Consider the following 15,776-nt stretch of genomic DNA (forward strand, 5'->3'; position numbering starts at 1 on the left):
CTACAATGCTCTATAATCAGATCAATGTACTTGGTTTTGAGAGTAGGAGGACGAAATATGGAACTATCAATTACCTTAATGGGATTATTCGTTGGAACCCTTGTAGGCTTAACGGGGGTTGGAGGTGCCGCTTTATTAACACCTTTACTGATTGTTCTCGGCATTAACCCTTCCATTGCCGTAGGAACAGATCTTGTCTACAATTCTATCACAAAATTATTCGGAGTCGCTCAGCACTACAAACAGCGAACCATTAACTTTAAATTAGCAAAATATTTAGCTTTCGGAAGTATTCCGAGCGCTGTGCTGGCTATTGTCACACTTCATGCATTTCCATCTTTTCACGAGCATCAAGAAACGATTATTAAGCACGCTCTTGGATACGTCATGACACTGGTTGCCATTTCAATTATCTTTCGCGTCTTTTTTGATAAATTAATTCGTCCAAATCGGTTTCAGGAAATGGACTTAAATCAGAAAAAAGGATTAACAATCGGAATTGGCGTAGTCTTTGGATTCATTGTCGGACTAACATCGATTGGGTCGGGCTCATTATTTGCGATTGCGATGCTGTACTTATTTAAGCTCAAAACATCTGAGCTGGTTGGAACTGATATTGCACACGCGTTTCTTCTCGTTACGGTGGCTGGTATTTTAAATGCAAGCTTTGGAAGCGTGGATTACATGTTGACTGCTAACCTATTAACTGGATCTATTCCAGGTGTGTTAATCGGAAGCCGTTTATCAACGAAAGTGCCTTCAAGACCGCTTCAAGCCATTATGGCAACCATCATTCTAATTAGCGGAATTAAATTAATTTAACTAATAAAAAGCACATGCCTTTGCATGTGCTTTTTATTAGTTTTTTTAAAGATCTGCATTAAAAATAATAGTGTTTTAAACCACTTCCTTTCCCTTCTTATACACTTCAACTAATATTTTTATTGAATTTTAGTCAAAGAGACCAATGACACTCCAAACAACCTTACGTTAAAATGTAAAAAAACATAACATCTATTGTGATATTTTAAAAATTGTACGACGAAGGGAGAACACATGACACAAGCAGCGGCAAAAAGTAAGCAAAAACCTTTTTATAAAGGTCTTTTCTTTCAAATTATGATGGCAATTGTACTTGGAATAGCCGTAGGATATCTGTGGCCAAGCTTTGGAAATGCTGTGAAACCGATTGGAGACGGTTTTATTAAGCTTATCAAAATGCTGATTGCTCCTCTTATTTTTGGAGTAGTCGTTGTTGGAATTGCCAAGGTTGGAAACATTAAAACAGTTGGGCGTATCGGCGGAAAAACCATTCTTTACTTCGAAATTGTCACAACATTCGCTCTATTGATCGGTCTATTAGTAGCAAACGTAATGAATCCCGGCACCGGTATGAATGTTGATCCTTCAAGCTTAAGCACAAGCGAAGTAGACGCGAAGACTAACGGCTCCGAACTTCCAAGTGAAGGTGATTTTTTTCTTAATATGATTCCAGACAGTGCAGTTGGTGCTTTTTCAAGCAACTCCATGCTTCAAGTACTTTTAATTTCTTGTTTGTTTGGCATCGCGCTTGTCCATATAGGTGGAAAAACAGCAGAGACCCTTTTAAATGTATTGGAAAAAGTAAATGATGTGTTGTTTAAAATTATGGGATACATTATGAAATTAACGGCTCTTGCCACGTTTAGTGCCATGGCATTTGCAGTTAGTCAGTACGGTCTTGGAACACTTGCTGCATTCGGAAAGCTATTTATCGCTATGACAATTGCTTGTCTCGCATTTGTTCTCGTTTTAGCTGTTATTTTACGAATCTATTTAAAATTAAGTTTGTGGAAAGTCATTCTATATATACGAGAAGAAATTATGCTGGCATTTGCTACGGGTTCCACTGAAGCCGTTATGCCGCAGCTCATGGATAAATTCGAACAAGCAGGATGCAACAAAGCAGTCGTTGGCCTTGTTGTACCTACGGGCTATTCGTTTAATCTAGACGGTGCTTCCATTTACTTGTCTCTCGCCCTCGTCTTTTTAGCACAAGCAACGGGCGTGGATTTGAGCCTCACTGATCAGCTTTTAATGCTTGGTGTTCTTCTTCTTACATCTAAAGGAATGGCTGGCATTCCAGGCTCAGCCTTTGTTGCTCTCTCTGCTACTGCAGCAGCAACCGGATCCATTCCCGTAGCAGCCGTTGCTCTGATGCTCGCTCCTGATCGCTTTATGGGTAATTACCGGACCACAGTTAATATTATTGGTTATGCAGTAGCTGCTTTTATTATCGCACAATGGGAAAATTTATTAGATCTACAAAAAGCAAATGATGTGCTGGACGGAAAAATTGCGTATCAGCCCAAAAATGCTGAAATTTCTCTCCCAGAGAGTATTCCAGCCGCCAATGAAAAAGCAATTTAACAAAAAAATTTCCTGGCCGAGACAAGTCTATTTTTCTTGTTTTTCGGGCAGGAATTTAATTGTTACATGAAAGGCCTTTTGCTGAAACTTATTTTCTTCGAGTATTTTATATACCATTTGTTTAATCGTTTCTTGCGTTTTGGCATCAGCTGAAACGGAAGGCTCCATATACACATCCAGCTCTACTCTGTCTTTTGAATAAAGGGAAGAATTCACGCCCCTTGATTCATAGCCCGCTTCAGTTAAACCGCTGCTGATTTTATGCCAAATATCCAGTTTGTCCATTTGTTTAATAACAGGCTTTGCTTCTTCGTACACTTGTGCTTGCTGAGTCTTGAAAACTTCTTCTTTTTTAGTGAAAACTGCATACCCTGAACCTACTACTAAAAACGTCATAATAGCAAATGCTCGCATCCTTTTCATTCTCTCACCTCATTTAGAGATATAGATTATAAATATGCGAATAATTGCTGCAGTATGACGGCTTGTATCTCTACTTCTTTTCTACGATACTCAGCAGTCGTTCAGAACCGGCTTCTACTTCTTCTCTCATACTGTCAAAGAGCTCTTGCACCGTTGGAATACTATCAATCAGTCCAACGACTTGGCCTGCCCATCCATAGCCTTCATCAATTTTATTTTCATAAATATACCTGCAGTTTGCCCCTCCGCTAATGACGTCTTTTAACTCTTCGTACCTCTCTCCTTGTTCCTCACGCTTAATAATGTCAAGAGTGTAGTGGGACTTCAATACGCGTCCAGGTGCTCCGAACGAACGTTTAATAACCACAGTATCGGTTTCTTTCGCTTCTATAATGGCTTGTTTATACGCATCATGGGCATCTACACATTCTTTTGTCGCAATAAAACGTGTTCCCATTTCTATCCCTTCAGCGCCTAATGATAGCGCTGCCAATAATCCTTGTCCGTTTCCAATCCCTCCGCTTGCTAGGACCGGAATTGACACAGCCGCAGCTACTCGAGGAATTAATACCATTGTGCCTAGATCCTCACGTCCGATATGTCCTCCTGCTTCTTGCCCCACTGCCATGACAGCATCTGCTCCCAGCTTCTCAGCTTTTTGAGCTTGACGCACGTTGGCTACCAGTACGAGCGTTTTAATTCCCGTTCCTTTTAATCTCTCAAAAATAGGTGCGGGATTTGCTCCTGTTATGGAAACAACCGGCACACTTTCTTCTACTGCTACATCGAGAAGTTCTTTATAAGAACCTTCTGTTTGACCTCCAACAGCAAAATTAACGCCAAAAGGACGCGAAGTTAAAGAACGTACTTTTTTAATTTCAGCTCGAAGTTTCTCAGGTGTTCGGAGCGTCATAGCCGTAATTTGTCCAAGCCCGCCTGCATTTGAGACAGCAGCCGCAAGTTCTGCGTACGCTAAATACGCAAGACCTCCTTGTACAATTGGATATTGAATCCCTAATAAATCTGTTACCCGTGTTTTCATCTATGTATCCCCTCTCCTTTTATTTTTGTATTTATGAATACTTATTCATAATCATAACAAGAAAATAACGGATTTCCTACGAAAAAATTCCAACATTTCTGTTTGCTTCAACTTTTGATAGGGTACACATTTTGTAATGATTATTAACTGAAGATCAAGGAGGAAGACATGTATGACAAAAAAGCACCCTGTAAATGAAAAAAGCAAGCAAGAACAGCTCGAGCAGTTTAAAACAGATGATCGAAACCAAGCGCTCACAACCAATCAAGGGTTAAAGCTTTCCGAAGATGAATTTTCTTTAAAAGCAGGTGAACGCGGTCCAACCCTTATGGAAGACTTTCATTTCCGTGAAAAAATGACGCATTTTGACCACGAGCGCATTCCTGAACGCATCGTTCATGCACGAGGCTTTGCTGCTCACGGAGAATTTGAACTGTATCACTCGCTCAGTGAATATACAAAAGCTAAATTTTTACAGAATCCGTCTGTAAAAACACCTGTATTTGTCCGTTTTTCTACTGTAGCAGGTTCTAAAGGTTCAGCTGAAACGGTGCGCGACGCCCGTGGTTTTGCAACAAAATTTTATACAGAAGAAGGAAACTATGACTTAGTTGGAAATAACATTCCCGTGTTCTTTATCCAAGATGCGATCAAATTCCCAGATTTAATTCACGCTGTTAAGCCTGAGCCACACAATGAAATGCCGCAGGCAGCTTCAGCACATGATACGTTTTGGGATTTTGTCGCCAATAACCAAGAGTCTGCTCACATGGTCATGTGGTCAATGTCAGACCGTGCAATTCCACGCAGTTTGCGTATGATGGAAGGCTTCGGCGTACATACTTTTCGCTTAGTTAATGCAGAAGGAAAAGCTCATTTTGTCAAATTCCACTGGAAGCCTGTGCTCGGAACGCATTCCCTTGTTTGGGACGAGGCTCAAACAATTTCTGGGAAAGATCCTGATTTTCATCGCCGCGATTTATGGGAATCGATTGAAAACGGAGACTATCCTGAATATGAGCTAGGCATTCAAATCATAGATGAAGAAGATGAATTTAAGTTCGACTTTGACATTCTCGATCCAACTAAGCTTTGGCCAGAAGAAGACATTCCCGTCAAATTGGTTGGAAAAATGACCTTAAATCGAAATGTAGACAACGTATTTGCCGAAACGGAACAAGTCGCATTCCATCCGGGGCATGTGGTACCGGGAATTGATTTTTCCAATGACCCTCTCTTACAAGGAAGATTGTTTTCATACACGGATACCCAGCTTATTCGTCTTGGCGGTCCGAATTTTCACGAACTTCCAATCAACCGTCCAGTATGCCCGTTTCATAACAATCAACGAGACGGTTACGGACGTCAAACGATTAACAAAGGGCCTGTCAGCTATCACAGAAACTCTCTAGCAGCCAATACCCCGGCTCCTGTACCAGAGTCAGAGGGCGGTTATGCTCACTATCAAGAAAAAGTGGAAGGAAGAAAAGTTCGAAGCCGAAGCGAAAGTTTTAAAGACCACTTTTCACAGGCAACGCTATTTTGGAATAGCATGAGCGACACTGAAAAAGAGCATATTATCAGTGCTTTTAGCTTTGAGCTTGGAAAAGTGAAAAGCAAGTCTGTTCAGCAGCAAGTTGTTGATATGTTTGCCAACGTCAGTACAGTGCTAGCTAAACAAGTAGCACAAGCGATTGGTGCAACGCCTCCATCAGGAACAGACGCGCCAGTGACCAAGTCATCTCCGGCTCTTAGTCAGGAACAGACGATTAAAAAGCCGAATACGCGTAAAGTAGCTGTCATTGTAGCGAATGACTTTAGCAGTGACCTACCACAAGTGTTAAACAGTTTAAAACAACAGGGCATTCAGCCTGAAATTGTAAGCACAACCCTCCAAAACGTAAAAGGAACAGACGGGTCAGAACTTGAAGTACAGCACACGTTCTTAACAAGTGATTCTGTTTTATTCGATGCGATTTATGTTGTCGGAAGCGCCTCGGCTGATGAGAAGTTTCGTAAAGAAGCACTGACGTTTGCTCAAGAAGCATTCGAGCATTTTAAACCAATTGGCGCGACGGATGAAGGTGTTAAGTGGCTAAAAGCTGCTGGTTTAGATAGCAGTCCCGGTGTCGTAACTGGAGAAACTACACGCTTTACAGATGAATTTATTGAAGCTATTTCAGCTCACCGCCACTGGAATCGTCACGTTATATAAATAACAAAAAAGATAGGGACCTACCCTATCTTTTTTCTATGAAATCGCAGTAATTGAAGAAAAGCTTCTCTTTTGCTTATACTAGATAATGCACCTTAGATTTTCAGGAGGCAGAAAGAAGACATGCTCACAAATAAATCATCTTACTTTTTACAATTAACGAAACGATTCAAAAAAGCTGCAACGGCAAATTCAGTTATCCTTGGAATTTTGTTAGCTATTGTGGGAGGTTTTCTTGATGCTTATACGTATATAAGCAGAAACGGAGTATTCGCAAATGCACAAAGTGGAAATATCGTCTTATTAGGTGTAAAGGCAGCGCAAGGTCAATGGACAGAAGCTTTTCTTCATATCCCCCCTATTGTAGCCTTTATCCTAGGTGTTGCTGTAACCGAAACATTTAAGCAGCCGCGATTTGTATCTGTACTCCCTGATACTTCTCGTATCGTATTGCTTTTAGAAATTGTCGTACTCATTATCGTTGGTTTTTTACCGTCTAGTGTTTCTAATATGTTGGTTACAGTAACAATTTCATTTGTTGCTGCTCTTCAAGTTTCTTCATTTAGAACTTTGATAAAATGGTCATATAATACAACCATGACAACCGGAAACCTTCGTACTGCTTCTCAAGCAGCATACTATGCTATATTCAAACACGATGAAAACGCTGCTTATCAGTGCCTTCGTTTTACCGCCATTATCCTCTCTTTTTTGAGCGGTGCATTGTTAGGTTCTATTTCTACTTTTACCCTGGGGACAAAAGCAGTTTGGCTAGCTTCTGCTATTCTTTTTCTCGCTTTTGTCATTTTAAATTCAGAATCTCAAAAAAGCCTTTGAAATCAATGATTTCAAAGGCTTTTTTATTAAACGGATTTTCTAAATGCCATAACGTGCAAATCTTTTACCGGATAAAAATCGTTATCAGGAAAGCGAACGTAACCTCTTTTAGTGTACAGCTTAATGGCATGTTCCATTGAATGATCTGTATGTAAACCTAAATAAGAACACCCTAGCTCCCGAGATTTTTTTTCACACGCTTCAAGAAGCGCGTTGGCGACTCCTTTTCGGCGATGAGACGGAGCAACTGCCAGCAGACGAATTTCGGCCCATGGAAATGGCTTTAACAATCCTCCGTATACATCCGTATTCGGCGGATAAAACAAAACGCTTCCTGCCATTTCTCCATCGATTTCAGCTACAATGCACTCAAATTTCTTTTCTTCACTCAGGGTATGTAAAATTCCCTTTCGATATCTTTTCCAGTGTGCTTCTGATTTTACAGCTGCATACTGCTCATAAGCAGCAAGCGTCACTGTTTCAATAAATGATGTTTCTTCTTCTCTAGCTTTTCGAACGATCAATTTTTTCTCCTCCATTTACCTTCTTCGTTAGTTCTTATTGTCTATGGTGAACCATGTTTATGCAACACATTTGCATTTTCAAACAGCTTCCTTTGCATATATTTAATCCGTTCATTATGGTTTCTGAAGCGGTCTTTGTGCTGAAACTCTGCTTGTCTTCATATACATATAAAGAGATTCATAGACAAGGATGAGACAGCATGTATAAAAAATTGATTGCAATTGGAATTGGCAGTGTGTTTGTTAGTATCGGAATTAACGTTTTTATTCTTCCGCTTCAGCTTGTAACAGGAGGCATTACGGGAATTAGCTTAATTCTTAATTATTTACTCGGCTATAAAGTAGGTGTGATGATTTTTTGCTTGAACTTGCCGATTTACCTTCTCGCCCTGGGTTTTAACCGCTCTTATTTTTTAAATGCTATCTATGGCATGGTTCTCTCAGCCGTTATGATTGATTTGCTGTTTCCGCTTCACGGGATTTTTCACCTTCCCATTATCTTAAGCGCTTGCCTTGGAGGTGTTTTTAACGGAATCGGAACCGGCATCATGCTCCGGCAGCACGCAAGTCAAGGTGGGGTCGACTTATTTTCTCTGATACTTGCGAAATGGTTATCTTTAAACCCCGGCATCATCATTTTAGTGATTGACGCATCTATTATTATTTCAGGTATTTTACTGCTTCAAAATGATACAGCTATTTATTCATTATTTATTGTTGTATGCTCCGGTATAGTGACCAGTTTAATTACGTCATTCAAACGCATCATCGTCTATGTATAAGGAAAAAGCCTCGAGACACGCATCTCGAGGCTTTTCTTTATTTGTCATTTAAGAATTCTTGCAGCGCTTCTTTATTTTTATCTAAATCAATATCAAGGACCATACCAACACCGCTATACGTTTTGTTTTCAAACGATCCGTCTAACGGCAGTCGCAGGCTTTGAACATCTTTCATGTTTCCTGTTACCACATCTTTAGCTAGAAGCATCATGCTTTTTGTATCTAAATTTGTATCGATGTAAGGATCCATTACGCCGAGAAGCTTCGGTATTTTAAACACGCTGTTTATGCTTGCTACTTCATCTTTAAGCTTTAAAACGACTTCTTGCTGACGTTGAACGCGTCCAAAATCACTCATGTTATCATGGCGAAAACGCACGTAGCCAAGCAGTTGTTCACCGTGTAAAACTTGGGTACCTTTGTGAAGCGTCATACCAATTCCTGAAGACATATCGTGAGGCACGGTTACTTCAATGCCATCAGGTGCAATCGTATCTACAATTTTTGAAAACCCTTCGAAGTCCACAACTGCATAATAGTTAATATCGATATCAAAATTTTGTTTGATCGTTTGACGCAGCAGCTCAGGACCTCCGAACGCGTAAGCAGCATTCAGCTTTTGCTTGCCGTGTCCTGGAATATCCACGTACATATCCCTCATAAGGGAAACAATTTTCGGGTGTTTGCTTTTAGAATCGTAGTGGGCAATTAAAATAGAGTCTGTACGAGAATGCTTTTCCCCGCGCGAGTCACTTCCTAACAGCAGCATATTTACTTCTCCGTTATTTGGGAGACTGCCTTGAAACTGTTCAAATGTCGTGCCGTCATCCGCAAATTTACCATCGCTTGCCATCGATAGCCCTTGCTTATATTGGAAATAGCTGTATATGCCTCCAATGATAAGAAAAAGAAACAACAAAGCAAAGAACACTCTGCCCCATCGAACTCTTCTTCTTCTTTTGCGTCTTGTTCGCTCCACGTTTCTGTCACCAGCTTTCTTTTTCAATGAAGTTCTCATAAAACAAGCAAGTAGCTAAGCTTTTAAAAAGCTCCTCTACTTGCTTGTTTGGATTGTATGGTGTGAAAGCTTACATTACTTTTCTGTTTCTTGGTCTTTTCCATACATGTATTTTGATGGATCGACCGGTTTGAAGTCATCTAATTTATTAAATCGTAATAAATCACCGTATAACACTTTATCAGAAAGTTCTAGCTCTCTTCCAACTTTCTTTTTATAAGCTTTCGCTTCGTCTGTTGCTGTGATTCTTTCTCCCGTGTTTGTATCGTAATACTTGCCGTCAATTGACGTGTATTTCGGAGAAACATAATCACCGTTTCTAAATGCTACTACCTGATCATGGTCTTTTGATAATAAATCTGTACCGAATTGAACATACTCTTTACTATCAATTCCTACTAAGTGAAGAAGCGTAGGTACTACGTCAATTTCACCGCCGTACGTATGGTTCACTCCACCTTTTACGCCTGGTACGTGAAGGAAGAACGGTACGCGTTGAAGCTGAGCGTTTTTATATGGCGTAATTTTCTCGCCAAGAACTTTTTCCATTGCTTTGTTATGATTTTCAGAAATACCGTAGTGGTCACCGTAAATCATAATAACTGAGTTGTCATATAAGCCTGAAGCTTTTAGCTCTGTAAAGAATTCTTGCAGTGATTCATCCAAATAACGAGCCGTTTGGAAATAACGGTCTACCGTTCCATCTCCTGTGTTTGCCGGCTCAATGCTAGCATCGCCCTTATCAAGGACAAATGGGAAATGGTTTGTTAATGTAATCATATGCGCATAGAAAGGCTGCTTCAATGACTGTAGCATTGGCATAGATTCTTTGAAGAATGGCTTATCTTTTAATCCATAGTTTACTTTGTTATCACCAGTCATATTGTAATAACTTGCGTCAAAGAATTTATCCACACCGAACTGTTTATAAATTTCATTACGGTTCCAGAACGTTTTATAGTCTCCGTGTAAAACGGCACTTGTATAGCCGCCCTCTTGATCTAAGATCGCTGGTGCTGCTTGGTACGTGTTGCGGCCTTTTAAGCTAAATGCTGATCCTTGAGGCAAGCCGTATAATGATGTATCCATCATAAGCTCTGCATCAGCTGTTTTACCTTGTCCTGTTTGATGGAAGAAGTTATCAAAATACATAAATTCATTTCCATTTGCTAATGAGTTTAAAAACGGCGTTACTTCTTGCCCGTTTAACTTGTAGTTAATCAGGAATGACTGAAATGATTCTAGATGAATTTTAATAATGTTTTTTCCTTTTGCTTTACCGGCATACTCAATATTTGGAGCTGCATAGTGACTTGTACTGAAGTTTTTCACTGTTGTTAAGTCATCACTGCTTGCGAATGCTCGCTGCTTTGAGTTTTTAAACGTTTGAACTGCATCATACACCGTGTAGTTGTATGCTCCTAAATATTTCACTAGGTAGTTGCGATCAAATGTTCTTGTTAGTAATTCAGGGCGATCTTTTTCAGCATAGTGCAAGTTAATTGCAAAAGCGATAGCTCCTGCCGCTAGTACCATGAACGTATAGCGGAATTTAAGGCGTGCTTTTGGCCATTCGATTTTTCTAACAAACAATAGCGCAATCAGTAAAACGATATCTACAAAGTAAAAAATATCGTGAGCTTTTACTAAATCAGCGATACTGCCTCCTAAATGACCCGCATTGCTTGTTTGCGTTAAAGTAGGCAATGTCACAAAGTCATTGAAGAATCGATAATATAAAATATTGCTGTACAAAATGACCGTCATGATTGTACTAAGGATAAGCGTCCAAACGATGGCTCTTTTCCCTTTTGCAAACAATGCTAACCCTAAAAAGATCAAAGTTGAACTAATTGGATTAATAAACAATAACGTTTTTTGCATTGAGTCACTTATATCTAAGTTGAACTCCACTTTGTAAGACATGTAAGACTTGATCCACATGAATAAAACCGCTATAAAAAAGTAAAACAACGGCTTTGAAAATAGTTTTTTCATTTTCAAATTCCTTTCACTAAAAAGTAGAGATTTCATGTTCAGCTAACCTCAGGAAAGTCCCCTACATTAAATCGTAACGGTTACGTCCTGCAAAAGATTACCTGAAAATGATTCAATTTGTCAAACAATATCATCTTCATCTCTTTTTTTAGTCATCTACAAAATTTACATTTCAACTTGTAATCTCTTATTTTTTATCGTGATGTTAATATTACACAATTGTTAATTTGTAAATTTTGTTCTCCCTATATTGCATACATATTAATTTACCACATTTCTGCTCTGCAATAAAAGTATTTTTATTTTATTAGGCATAATATTTCACATACTGAATGAAAAGGTACTATTGTACTGGACGTTATTCTTCGCTTACTGTTAGGACTAGTAAAAATAGACTGATCTATGCTTAGTCTTTATCTTCATCAACAGCTATGCGGTCTCCGTGTGCAAAGGGCTGTGAAATAACTAGAAACTCAATCTCTTCGCTCGAACGATTCATCATTTGATGAAGAATGAACGGAAGCACTTCTATTCCTTCATGTGCTTTTACATCATAAATAATTCCGTCTACTTCTAGAGCAGCTGTTCCTTTTAGCACAAAGAAAAATTGCTGTGCTCTCGTGTGATAATGCCTTACCTCTTTCGTATGAGGAGGCATGCGCTCATGAATAATACTTACGTCTTTATTTTTCACTAGGTGCCACCCATCGCATTTTCCTCCCCACACGTAGTGTTCTGCGTTTTGCTTACTGACTTTCATGACTAGCTCCCCTTTTTCTAATAAATGAAGACCTGCAGTTGAAATAGAAATTCTATGTGATTTTTTTAATCTTGCTATTGGAAATACTTTTTTTAGATGAAGGTTTTGGCTTCAAAGTAAAAAGCATTCCTAAAAAGATCAAAACAATGCCTGCCAGCTGAAAAAGCGTCGGGCGAAATCCCGTGAATGCTGTATCTAATAAAATAGCAACGGCTGGATCTAAAAACACTAGAACCGAAATCACCTGAGTTTTTAAATAGCGCAGGCTGTCGAAAAACAAATAATACACTAAACCAGTATGTACAAAGCCCGTTACCAAAATAGCTGTCCAATTGGCCGCTGTTAAGAAATGAAAATCACTAAAATGAACAAACGGCAATAATAGAAAAATCCCTACAAAAGTCTGAATAAATGTAACAGCGTAAGCACTCGTATGAATAATTCCTTTGCCAAGCAGCGTTGTGCATGCATAAAACAAAGCGGCTAAAAGCGCCCACAGTATTCCTGAAGACATGAAGCCATCAATCGTAAGTTCCTTCACCCCAATAATCAGAAGTGTTCCCACAAAACAAGTGAAAATAGACATAACGCCAAGAACTGTTAATTTCTCCTTAAAGATAAAGCTTCCCAGAAGCAATACTAAGACGGGTGCAAGATGATAAATAGAAATAGCTACCGTAACGGACATCATTTCAAATGCTTTAAATAGAAAAACCCAGTTAAACACAAGGAATATGCCGCACAGTAAAATCTGCTTTATTTCTTTGGCATTCCATTTCTCTCTTTTATATTCACCGGTTACAAACCAGCACATTCCGAGAAAAAGCGTTGCACAAATACAGCGAACAAATACTAAATCAAAAGAAGGAAGTCCAGTTTGTGTGGAGAAAAAGCCAATTGAACCAAAAATACTCATTGAAACCATCATTTTTACCATTGGGCCTGCTTTCATTTTTCCACCTCACTTTCAGAAAACTATTACTATTCAAACATAAAGAAGTCTATTTGTAAATTAATGGTTCATAAGCTCTGTTCCATGAATAAGCAAAAAGCGCAAAGACACGGGGTCAGTCCCATCGTCTTTGCGCTTTTCTGTCTTTCTTTTAATCTTCAACCGGAAACCAGCCTGGTGTGTTAATAACGGCTTGCCACAGCGGGTCAGGAATCACAAGCTTTTCCTGATCTTTTTTGCTTAATGTTGTCACAATTTCATTTTCACGGCCTTCTTTGACTTTTTGAACCCAGTCTGGATCCATAATTAATTCACGGCCAATCGCAAGCAGTGGAATGCCGGTTTCAAGAGCTGCTGCTGCTTCGTCTGCTGTATGAATAGAACCTACGCCCATCACAGGTACGCGGCTTCCTACGCGCTCTTGAATAATCTCAATACGTGAACGAGTATCTTCCACGCCTCGGCGAGGTTTTGACCAGAATTCCATTAGCGATACGTGAAGGTAATCAAGGTCTTTTTCTGCTAGTGCATCAACTAACTTCAACGTATCAGCCATTGTAATTCCAGGCGTTTCAGGCTCTTCTGGCGAGAAGCGATAGCCTACTAAAAATGGCTCTTTTGCATGTTTAGAAACGGCTTGCTTTACTTCGTCTACGATTGCTAGCGGGAATGTTAATCGTTTTTCTACGCTGCCACCCCATTTATCTTCGCGGCGATTAGAATGCGGAGAAAAGAACTGCTGAATTAAATAGTTATTTGCTCCGTGGATTTCAACTCCGTCAAATCCTGCTTCAATAGCACGGCGCGTCATCTCACCAAAATCATGAATAATGCCGTCGATTTCTTCATTTGTTAACTCTCGAGGCACCGGTGCTCCTTCTTGTTCTGCAGCAACAGCACTTGCGCTAACAACCTCTCCATTTGGAACAAGCTCAGACGGACACATGCGGCCTCCGTGAAAAATTTGAAGAACTGCTTTTGCTCCTTGATCTTTAATGGCTGTTGCTAAGCGGCGCAGGCTAGGAATCATTTCATCGCTGTCTGCAGCAAACTCTCCGTGAAATCCTTTGCCGTTCGGCGTTCCGTATGTACATGCTGTAATGACCATGCTAACACCGTTTGAACGTCGTACATAGTAGTCTACTTCTGCATTTGATACTGTTCCATCTTCATTTGATGAAAAATTTGTCATAGGCGCAAGAATAACGCGGTTATCTAATTTGATGCCATTTGAAAAAGTAAACGGCTGTAAAAGCGGCTCATACTTTTTATTTGTCATTTTGTTTCCCTCCAAAAATGATACGGTCAAAAATATTGGCATATTATAGGTAGAAACTGTTTTTCCTTCTTAATAATATGTGTCATTTAAAACTGTAACTTTAAAATATACTGTGATTTTAATCTGTACAGTTTCGCCTGTCAAAGAATAAGACTTTCTCATATAAAAAAGCACTCATATACTGAGTGCTTTTTTATCATTGCGAAAGAGGTCCCTGATTATACATGAATGCTTTTACTTTTACATATTGAGCTTCTAACTCTTGAAGTGTCAGTTCGTATAGGTGCCGATTTCCTTTTTTATAAATACCAAAATTCAATAGCGCATTAATAAACCAATTTTTCTTATGTTCCGTTTCAGGCTGTGTGTGTTGTTTCACCATTTCCACCACCTAAGTTTATCTCATTTTAATTTTGCAAAGCATTCGCTTTTACATAAATGATTTTACTTCTGTACGATGAAAAAACAGTGAAATAGAGAGTTTTTTTATTTTAAATTTCCGCAGCCGGACCCGCCATTTTTTTACGTCTTTTTACTCCTGACAATATTTTTTCAATATAATAAATAACAATAATAAAAACCGACATAATAGCAAAATAAGTACCGATTACAATAAAAGGATTCGGACTTTCAAAACCGCCTTCTTTTCCTTTCATCCCTCTTTCAAAACCTTCGCCATCATGATCAAAGTTCGGGCGTTTGTGACCAGCAGATGCCGTCGCAGGAGATTTGTTTTCGCTAAATGAATGGCGATCAAAATCCGGCTTTCCACCGCCTTTTTGCGGTATATCTGAGGAACTTAAATTCAGCACTCTCACTACTCCTCCAAGCTTTCCAAGAAAACTCGTCTCATTTATTTCGTATATACCAACGACTAACAGGGCAACGGTTGCGAGCTTAGCTGCTATGCTTAAACTTTTCTTTGACTTTTTGAATCTCGTTATGTTTTTACATACATTTATAACCCATTGCCAATGAAGGCCTATGTGAGCGGCTACTAAAATTAACACTAAAAACGATACCGAAATATGTGAAACCTTAAACCATTGTTCATTGCCAACATTAATATTCGGAAATACTACTCTTGAAATAAAAATACCGCTAATCATAATAAATGACATCGTAATCAACAGCATGATGTTTAAAAAGTAACCGAACTTTGTTCTGCGCGGAAGCTTGCGGTCAAATAATTTAACCGTAACTTTCTTTACCCACTGCCAGTTTAGCAGCACGTGGGTAAAAAACGCGACGGCAATCGCTAGCCCCGCAATTTCATGAAACGTTAACCCTCCCAATACTTGTTTGTTAAAAAATAAAACAAACGTAACGGCCATTAAAAGATCCAGTCCGAATCGGACGTACATCATCTTTTTCACTCTATTCATTCTCCTCAGCTATGTATTTGTCAAAACAACCTCTTTTTCATATTTCTTAATGTAAGCAGAGTTGGTGAAAATTAGGTGAAACGACTGGTTTTTTTACCAAAATAACCAGTCCTGAGTTCTATAAAAAACAAAGTTCCATCATTTTATTTTTT

At 39.2% G+C, this 15,776-nt stretch carries 15 protein-coding genes; 5 read left to right on the plus strand and 10 right to left on the minus strand.

Annotated features, from left to right (window positions below):
* The first annotated feature begins 57 nt into the window (after window positions 1-57).
* Both AC1D0Y_RS00800 and AC1D0Y_RS00805 read left to right on the plus strand, forming a co-directional pair.
* A complete protein-coding gene (locus AC1D0Y_RS00800; protein WP_025750122.1) occupies window positions 58-822 on the plus strand; it encodes a sulfite exporter TauE/SafE family protein in 765 nt (254 codons plus the stop codon).
* Between the two features lie 234 nt (window positions 823-1,056).
* Window positions 1,057-2,409, plus strand: coding sequence for a cation:dicarboxylate symporter family transporter (locus AC1D0Y_RS00805; protein ID WP_028410974.1), 1,353 nt, complete (start codon window positions 1,057-1,059; stop codon window positions 2,407-2,409).
* A 27-nt stretch (window positions 2,410-2,436) separates the two neighbouring features.
* On the opposite strand, the gene AC1D0Y_RS00810 is transcribed toward AC1D0Y_RS00805, so the two are convergent.
* Both AC1D0Y_RS00810 and AC1D0Y_RS00815 read right to left on the minus strand, forming a co-directional pair.
* The gene (locus tag AC1D0Y_RS00810) at window positions 2,437-2,832 is read right to left on the minus strand and encodes a hypothetical protein (protein ID WP_253351751.1); all 396 of its coding nucleotides are present in this window, start codon (window positions 2,830-2,832) and stop codon (window positions 2,437-2,439) included.
* 70 nt (window positions 2,833-2,902) lie between these two features.
* The gene (locus tag AC1D0Y_RS00815; RefSeq protein WP_028410973.1) at window positions 2,903-3,874 is read right to left on the minus strand and encodes an NAD(P)H-dependent flavin oxidoreductase; all 972 of its coding nucleotides are present in this window, start codon (window positions 3,872-3,874) and stop codon (window positions 2,903-2,905) included.
* A 172-nt stretch (window positions 3,875-4,046) separates the two neighbouring features.
* On the opposite strand from AC1D0Y_RS00815, the gene AC1D0Y_RS00820 reads away from it, so the two are divergent.
* Complete coding sequence (locus AC1D0Y_RS00820; protein ID WP_328240107.1) at window positions 4,047-6,089, plus strand: catalase; 2,043 nt, start codon at window positions 4,047-4,049, stop codon at window positions 6,087-6,089.
* Between the two features lie 123 nt (window positions 6,090-6,212).
* Window positions 6,213-6,926, plus strand: coding sequence for a YoaK family protein (locus AC1D0Y_RS00825; RefSeq protein WP_328240106.1), 714 nt, complete (start codon window positions 6,213-6,215; stop codon window positions 6,924-6,926).
* Window positions 6,927-6,952: 26 nt separating this feature from the next.
* On the opposite strand, the gene AC1D0Y_RS00830 is transcribed toward AC1D0Y_RS00825, so the two are convergent.
* The gene (locus AC1D0Y_RS00830) at window positions 6,953-7,450 is read right to left on the minus strand and encodes a GNAT family N-acetyltransferase (protein WP_028410970.1); all 498 of its coding nucleotides are present in this window, start codon (window positions 7,448-7,450) and stop codon (window positions 6,953-6,955) included.
* A 200-nt stretch (window positions 7,451-7,650) separates the two neighbouring features.
* Between AC1D0Y_RS00830 and AC1D0Y_RS00835 the strand changes: the two genes are divergently transcribed.
* On the plus strand, window positions 7,651-8,232 hold the full coding sequence (locus tag AC1D0Y_RS00835; protein ID WP_050688297.1) for a YitT family protein: 582 nt from the start codon (window positions 7,651-7,653) through the stop codon (window positions 8,230-8,232).
* A gap of 37 nt (window positions 8,233-8,269) precedes the next feature.
* Here AC1D0Y_RS00835 and AC1D0Y_RS00840 read toward each other — a convergent pair whose 3' ends face one another.
* The 7 genes from AC1D0Y_RS00840 to AC1D0Y_RS00870 form a co-directional block, all read right to left on the minus strand.
* The gene (locus AC1D0Y_RS00840; RefSeq protein WP_176528175.1) at window positions 8,270-9,250 is read right to left on the minus strand and encodes an LCP family protein; all 981 of its coding nucleotides are present in this window, start codon (window positions 9,248-9,250) and stop codon (window positions 8,270-8,272) included.
* A gap of 75 nt (window positions 9,251-9,325) precedes the next feature.
* Window positions 9,326-11,248, minus strand: coding sequence for a lipoteichoic acid synthase (gene ltaS, locus AC1D0Y_RS00845; protein ID WP_028410968.1), 1,923 nt, complete (start codon window positions 11,246-11,248; stop codon window positions 9,326-9,328).
* 406 nt (window positions 11,249-11,654) lie between these two features.
* Complete coding sequence (locus AC1D0Y_RS00850) at window positions 11,655-12,008, minus strand: cupin domain-containing protein (RefSeq protein WP_060747148.1); 354 nt, start codon at window positions 12,006-12,008, stop codon at window positions 11,655-11,657.
* 52 nt (window positions 12,009-12,060) lie between these two features.
* On the minus strand, window positions 12,061-12,960 hold the full coding sequence (locus AC1D0Y_RS00855) for a DMT family transporter (protein ID WP_060747147.1): 900 nt from the start codon (window positions 12,958-12,960) through the stop codon (window positions 12,061-12,063).
* A gap of 151 nt (window positions 12,961-13,111) precedes the next feature.
* Window positions 13,112-14,239: an NADH-dependent flavin oxidoreductase gene (locus tag AC1D0Y_RS00860; RefSeq protein ID WP_477707292.1), complete on the minus strand. Its 1,128-nt coding sequence runs from the start codon at window positions 14,237-14,239 to the stop codon at window positions 13,112-13,114.
* 196 nt (window positions 14,240-14,435) lie between these two features.
* Complete coding sequence (locus tag AC1D0Y_RS00865) at window positions 14,436-14,621, minus strand: Fur-regulated basic protein FbpA (protein WP_057234040.1); 186 nt, start codon at window positions 14,619-14,621, stop codon at window positions 14,436-14,438.
* 109 nt (window positions 14,622-14,730) lie between these two features.
* The gene (locus AC1D0Y_RS00870; protein WP_098792036.1) at window positions 14,731-15,615 is read right to left on the minus strand and encodes a DUF4405 domain-containing protein; all 885 of its coding nucleotides are present in this window, start codon (window positions 15,613-15,615) and stop codon (window positions 14,731-14,733) included.
* Window positions 15,616-15,776 lie beyond the last annotated feature (161 nt).

The organism is Priestia sp. P1_B12_1, from assembly GCF_056406695.1.

What these genes read in the sequence shown, in the direction of transcription:
- AC1D0Y_RS00800 (WP_025750122.1), top strand. Translation starts at nt 58, where the DNA reads ATGGAACTATCAATTACCTTAATGGGATTATTCGTTGGAACCCTTGTA.
- AC1D0Y_RS00805 (WP_028410974.1), top strand. Translation starts at nt 1,057, where the DNA reads ATGACACAAGCAGCGGCAAAAAGTAAGCAAAAACCTTTTTATAAAGGT.
- AC1D0Y_RS00810 (WP_253351751.1), bottom strand. Translation starts at nt 2,832, where the DNA reads ATGAAAAGGATGCGAGCATTTGCTATTATGACGTTTTTAGTAGTAGGT.
- AC1D0Y_RS00815 (WP_028410973.1), bottom strand. Translation starts at nt 3,874, where the DNA reads ATGAAAACACGGGTAACAGATTTATTAGGGATTCAATATCCAATTGTA.
- AC1D0Y_RS00820 (WP_328240107.1), top strand. Translation starts at nt 4,047, where the DNA reads ATGACAAAAAAGCACCCTGTAAATGAAAAAAGCAAGCAAGAACAGCTC.
- AC1D0Y_RS00825 (WP_328240106.1), top strand. Translation starts at nt 6,213, where the DNA reads ATGCTCACAAATAAATCATCTTACTTTTTACAATTAACGAAACGATTC.
- AC1D0Y_RS00835 (WP_050688297.1), top strand. Translation starts at nt 7,651, where the DNA reads ATGTATAAAAAATTGATTGCAATTGGAATTGGCAGTGTGTTTGTTAGT.
- AC1D0Y_RS00840 (WP_176528175.1), bottom strand. Translation starts at nt 9,250, where the DNA reads ATGAGAACTTCATTGAAAAAGAAAGCTGGTGACAGAAACGTGGAGCGA.
- ltaS (WP_028410968.1), bottom strand. Translation starts at nt 11,248, where the DNA reads ATGAAAAAACTATTTTCAAAGCCGTTGTTTTACTTTTTTATAGCGGTT.
- AC1D0Y_RS00850 (WP_060747148.1), bottom strand. Translation starts at nt 12,008, where the DNA reads ATGAAAGTCAGTAAGCAAAACGCAGAACACTACGTGTGGGGAGGAAAA.
- AC1D0Y_RS00855 (WP_060747147.1), bottom strand. Translation starts at nt 12,960, where the DNA reads ATGAAAGCAGGCCCAATGGTAAAAATGATGGTTTCAATGAGTATTTTT.
- AC1D0Y_RS00860 (WP_477707292.1), bottom strand. Translation starts at nt 14,239, where the DNA reads ATGACAAATAAAAAGTATGAGCCGCTTTTACAGCCGTTTACTTTTTCA.
- AC1D0Y_RS00865 (WP_057234040.1), bottom strand. Translation starts at nt 14,621, where the DNA reads ATGGTGAAACAACACACACAGCCTGAAACGGAACATAAGAAAAATTGG.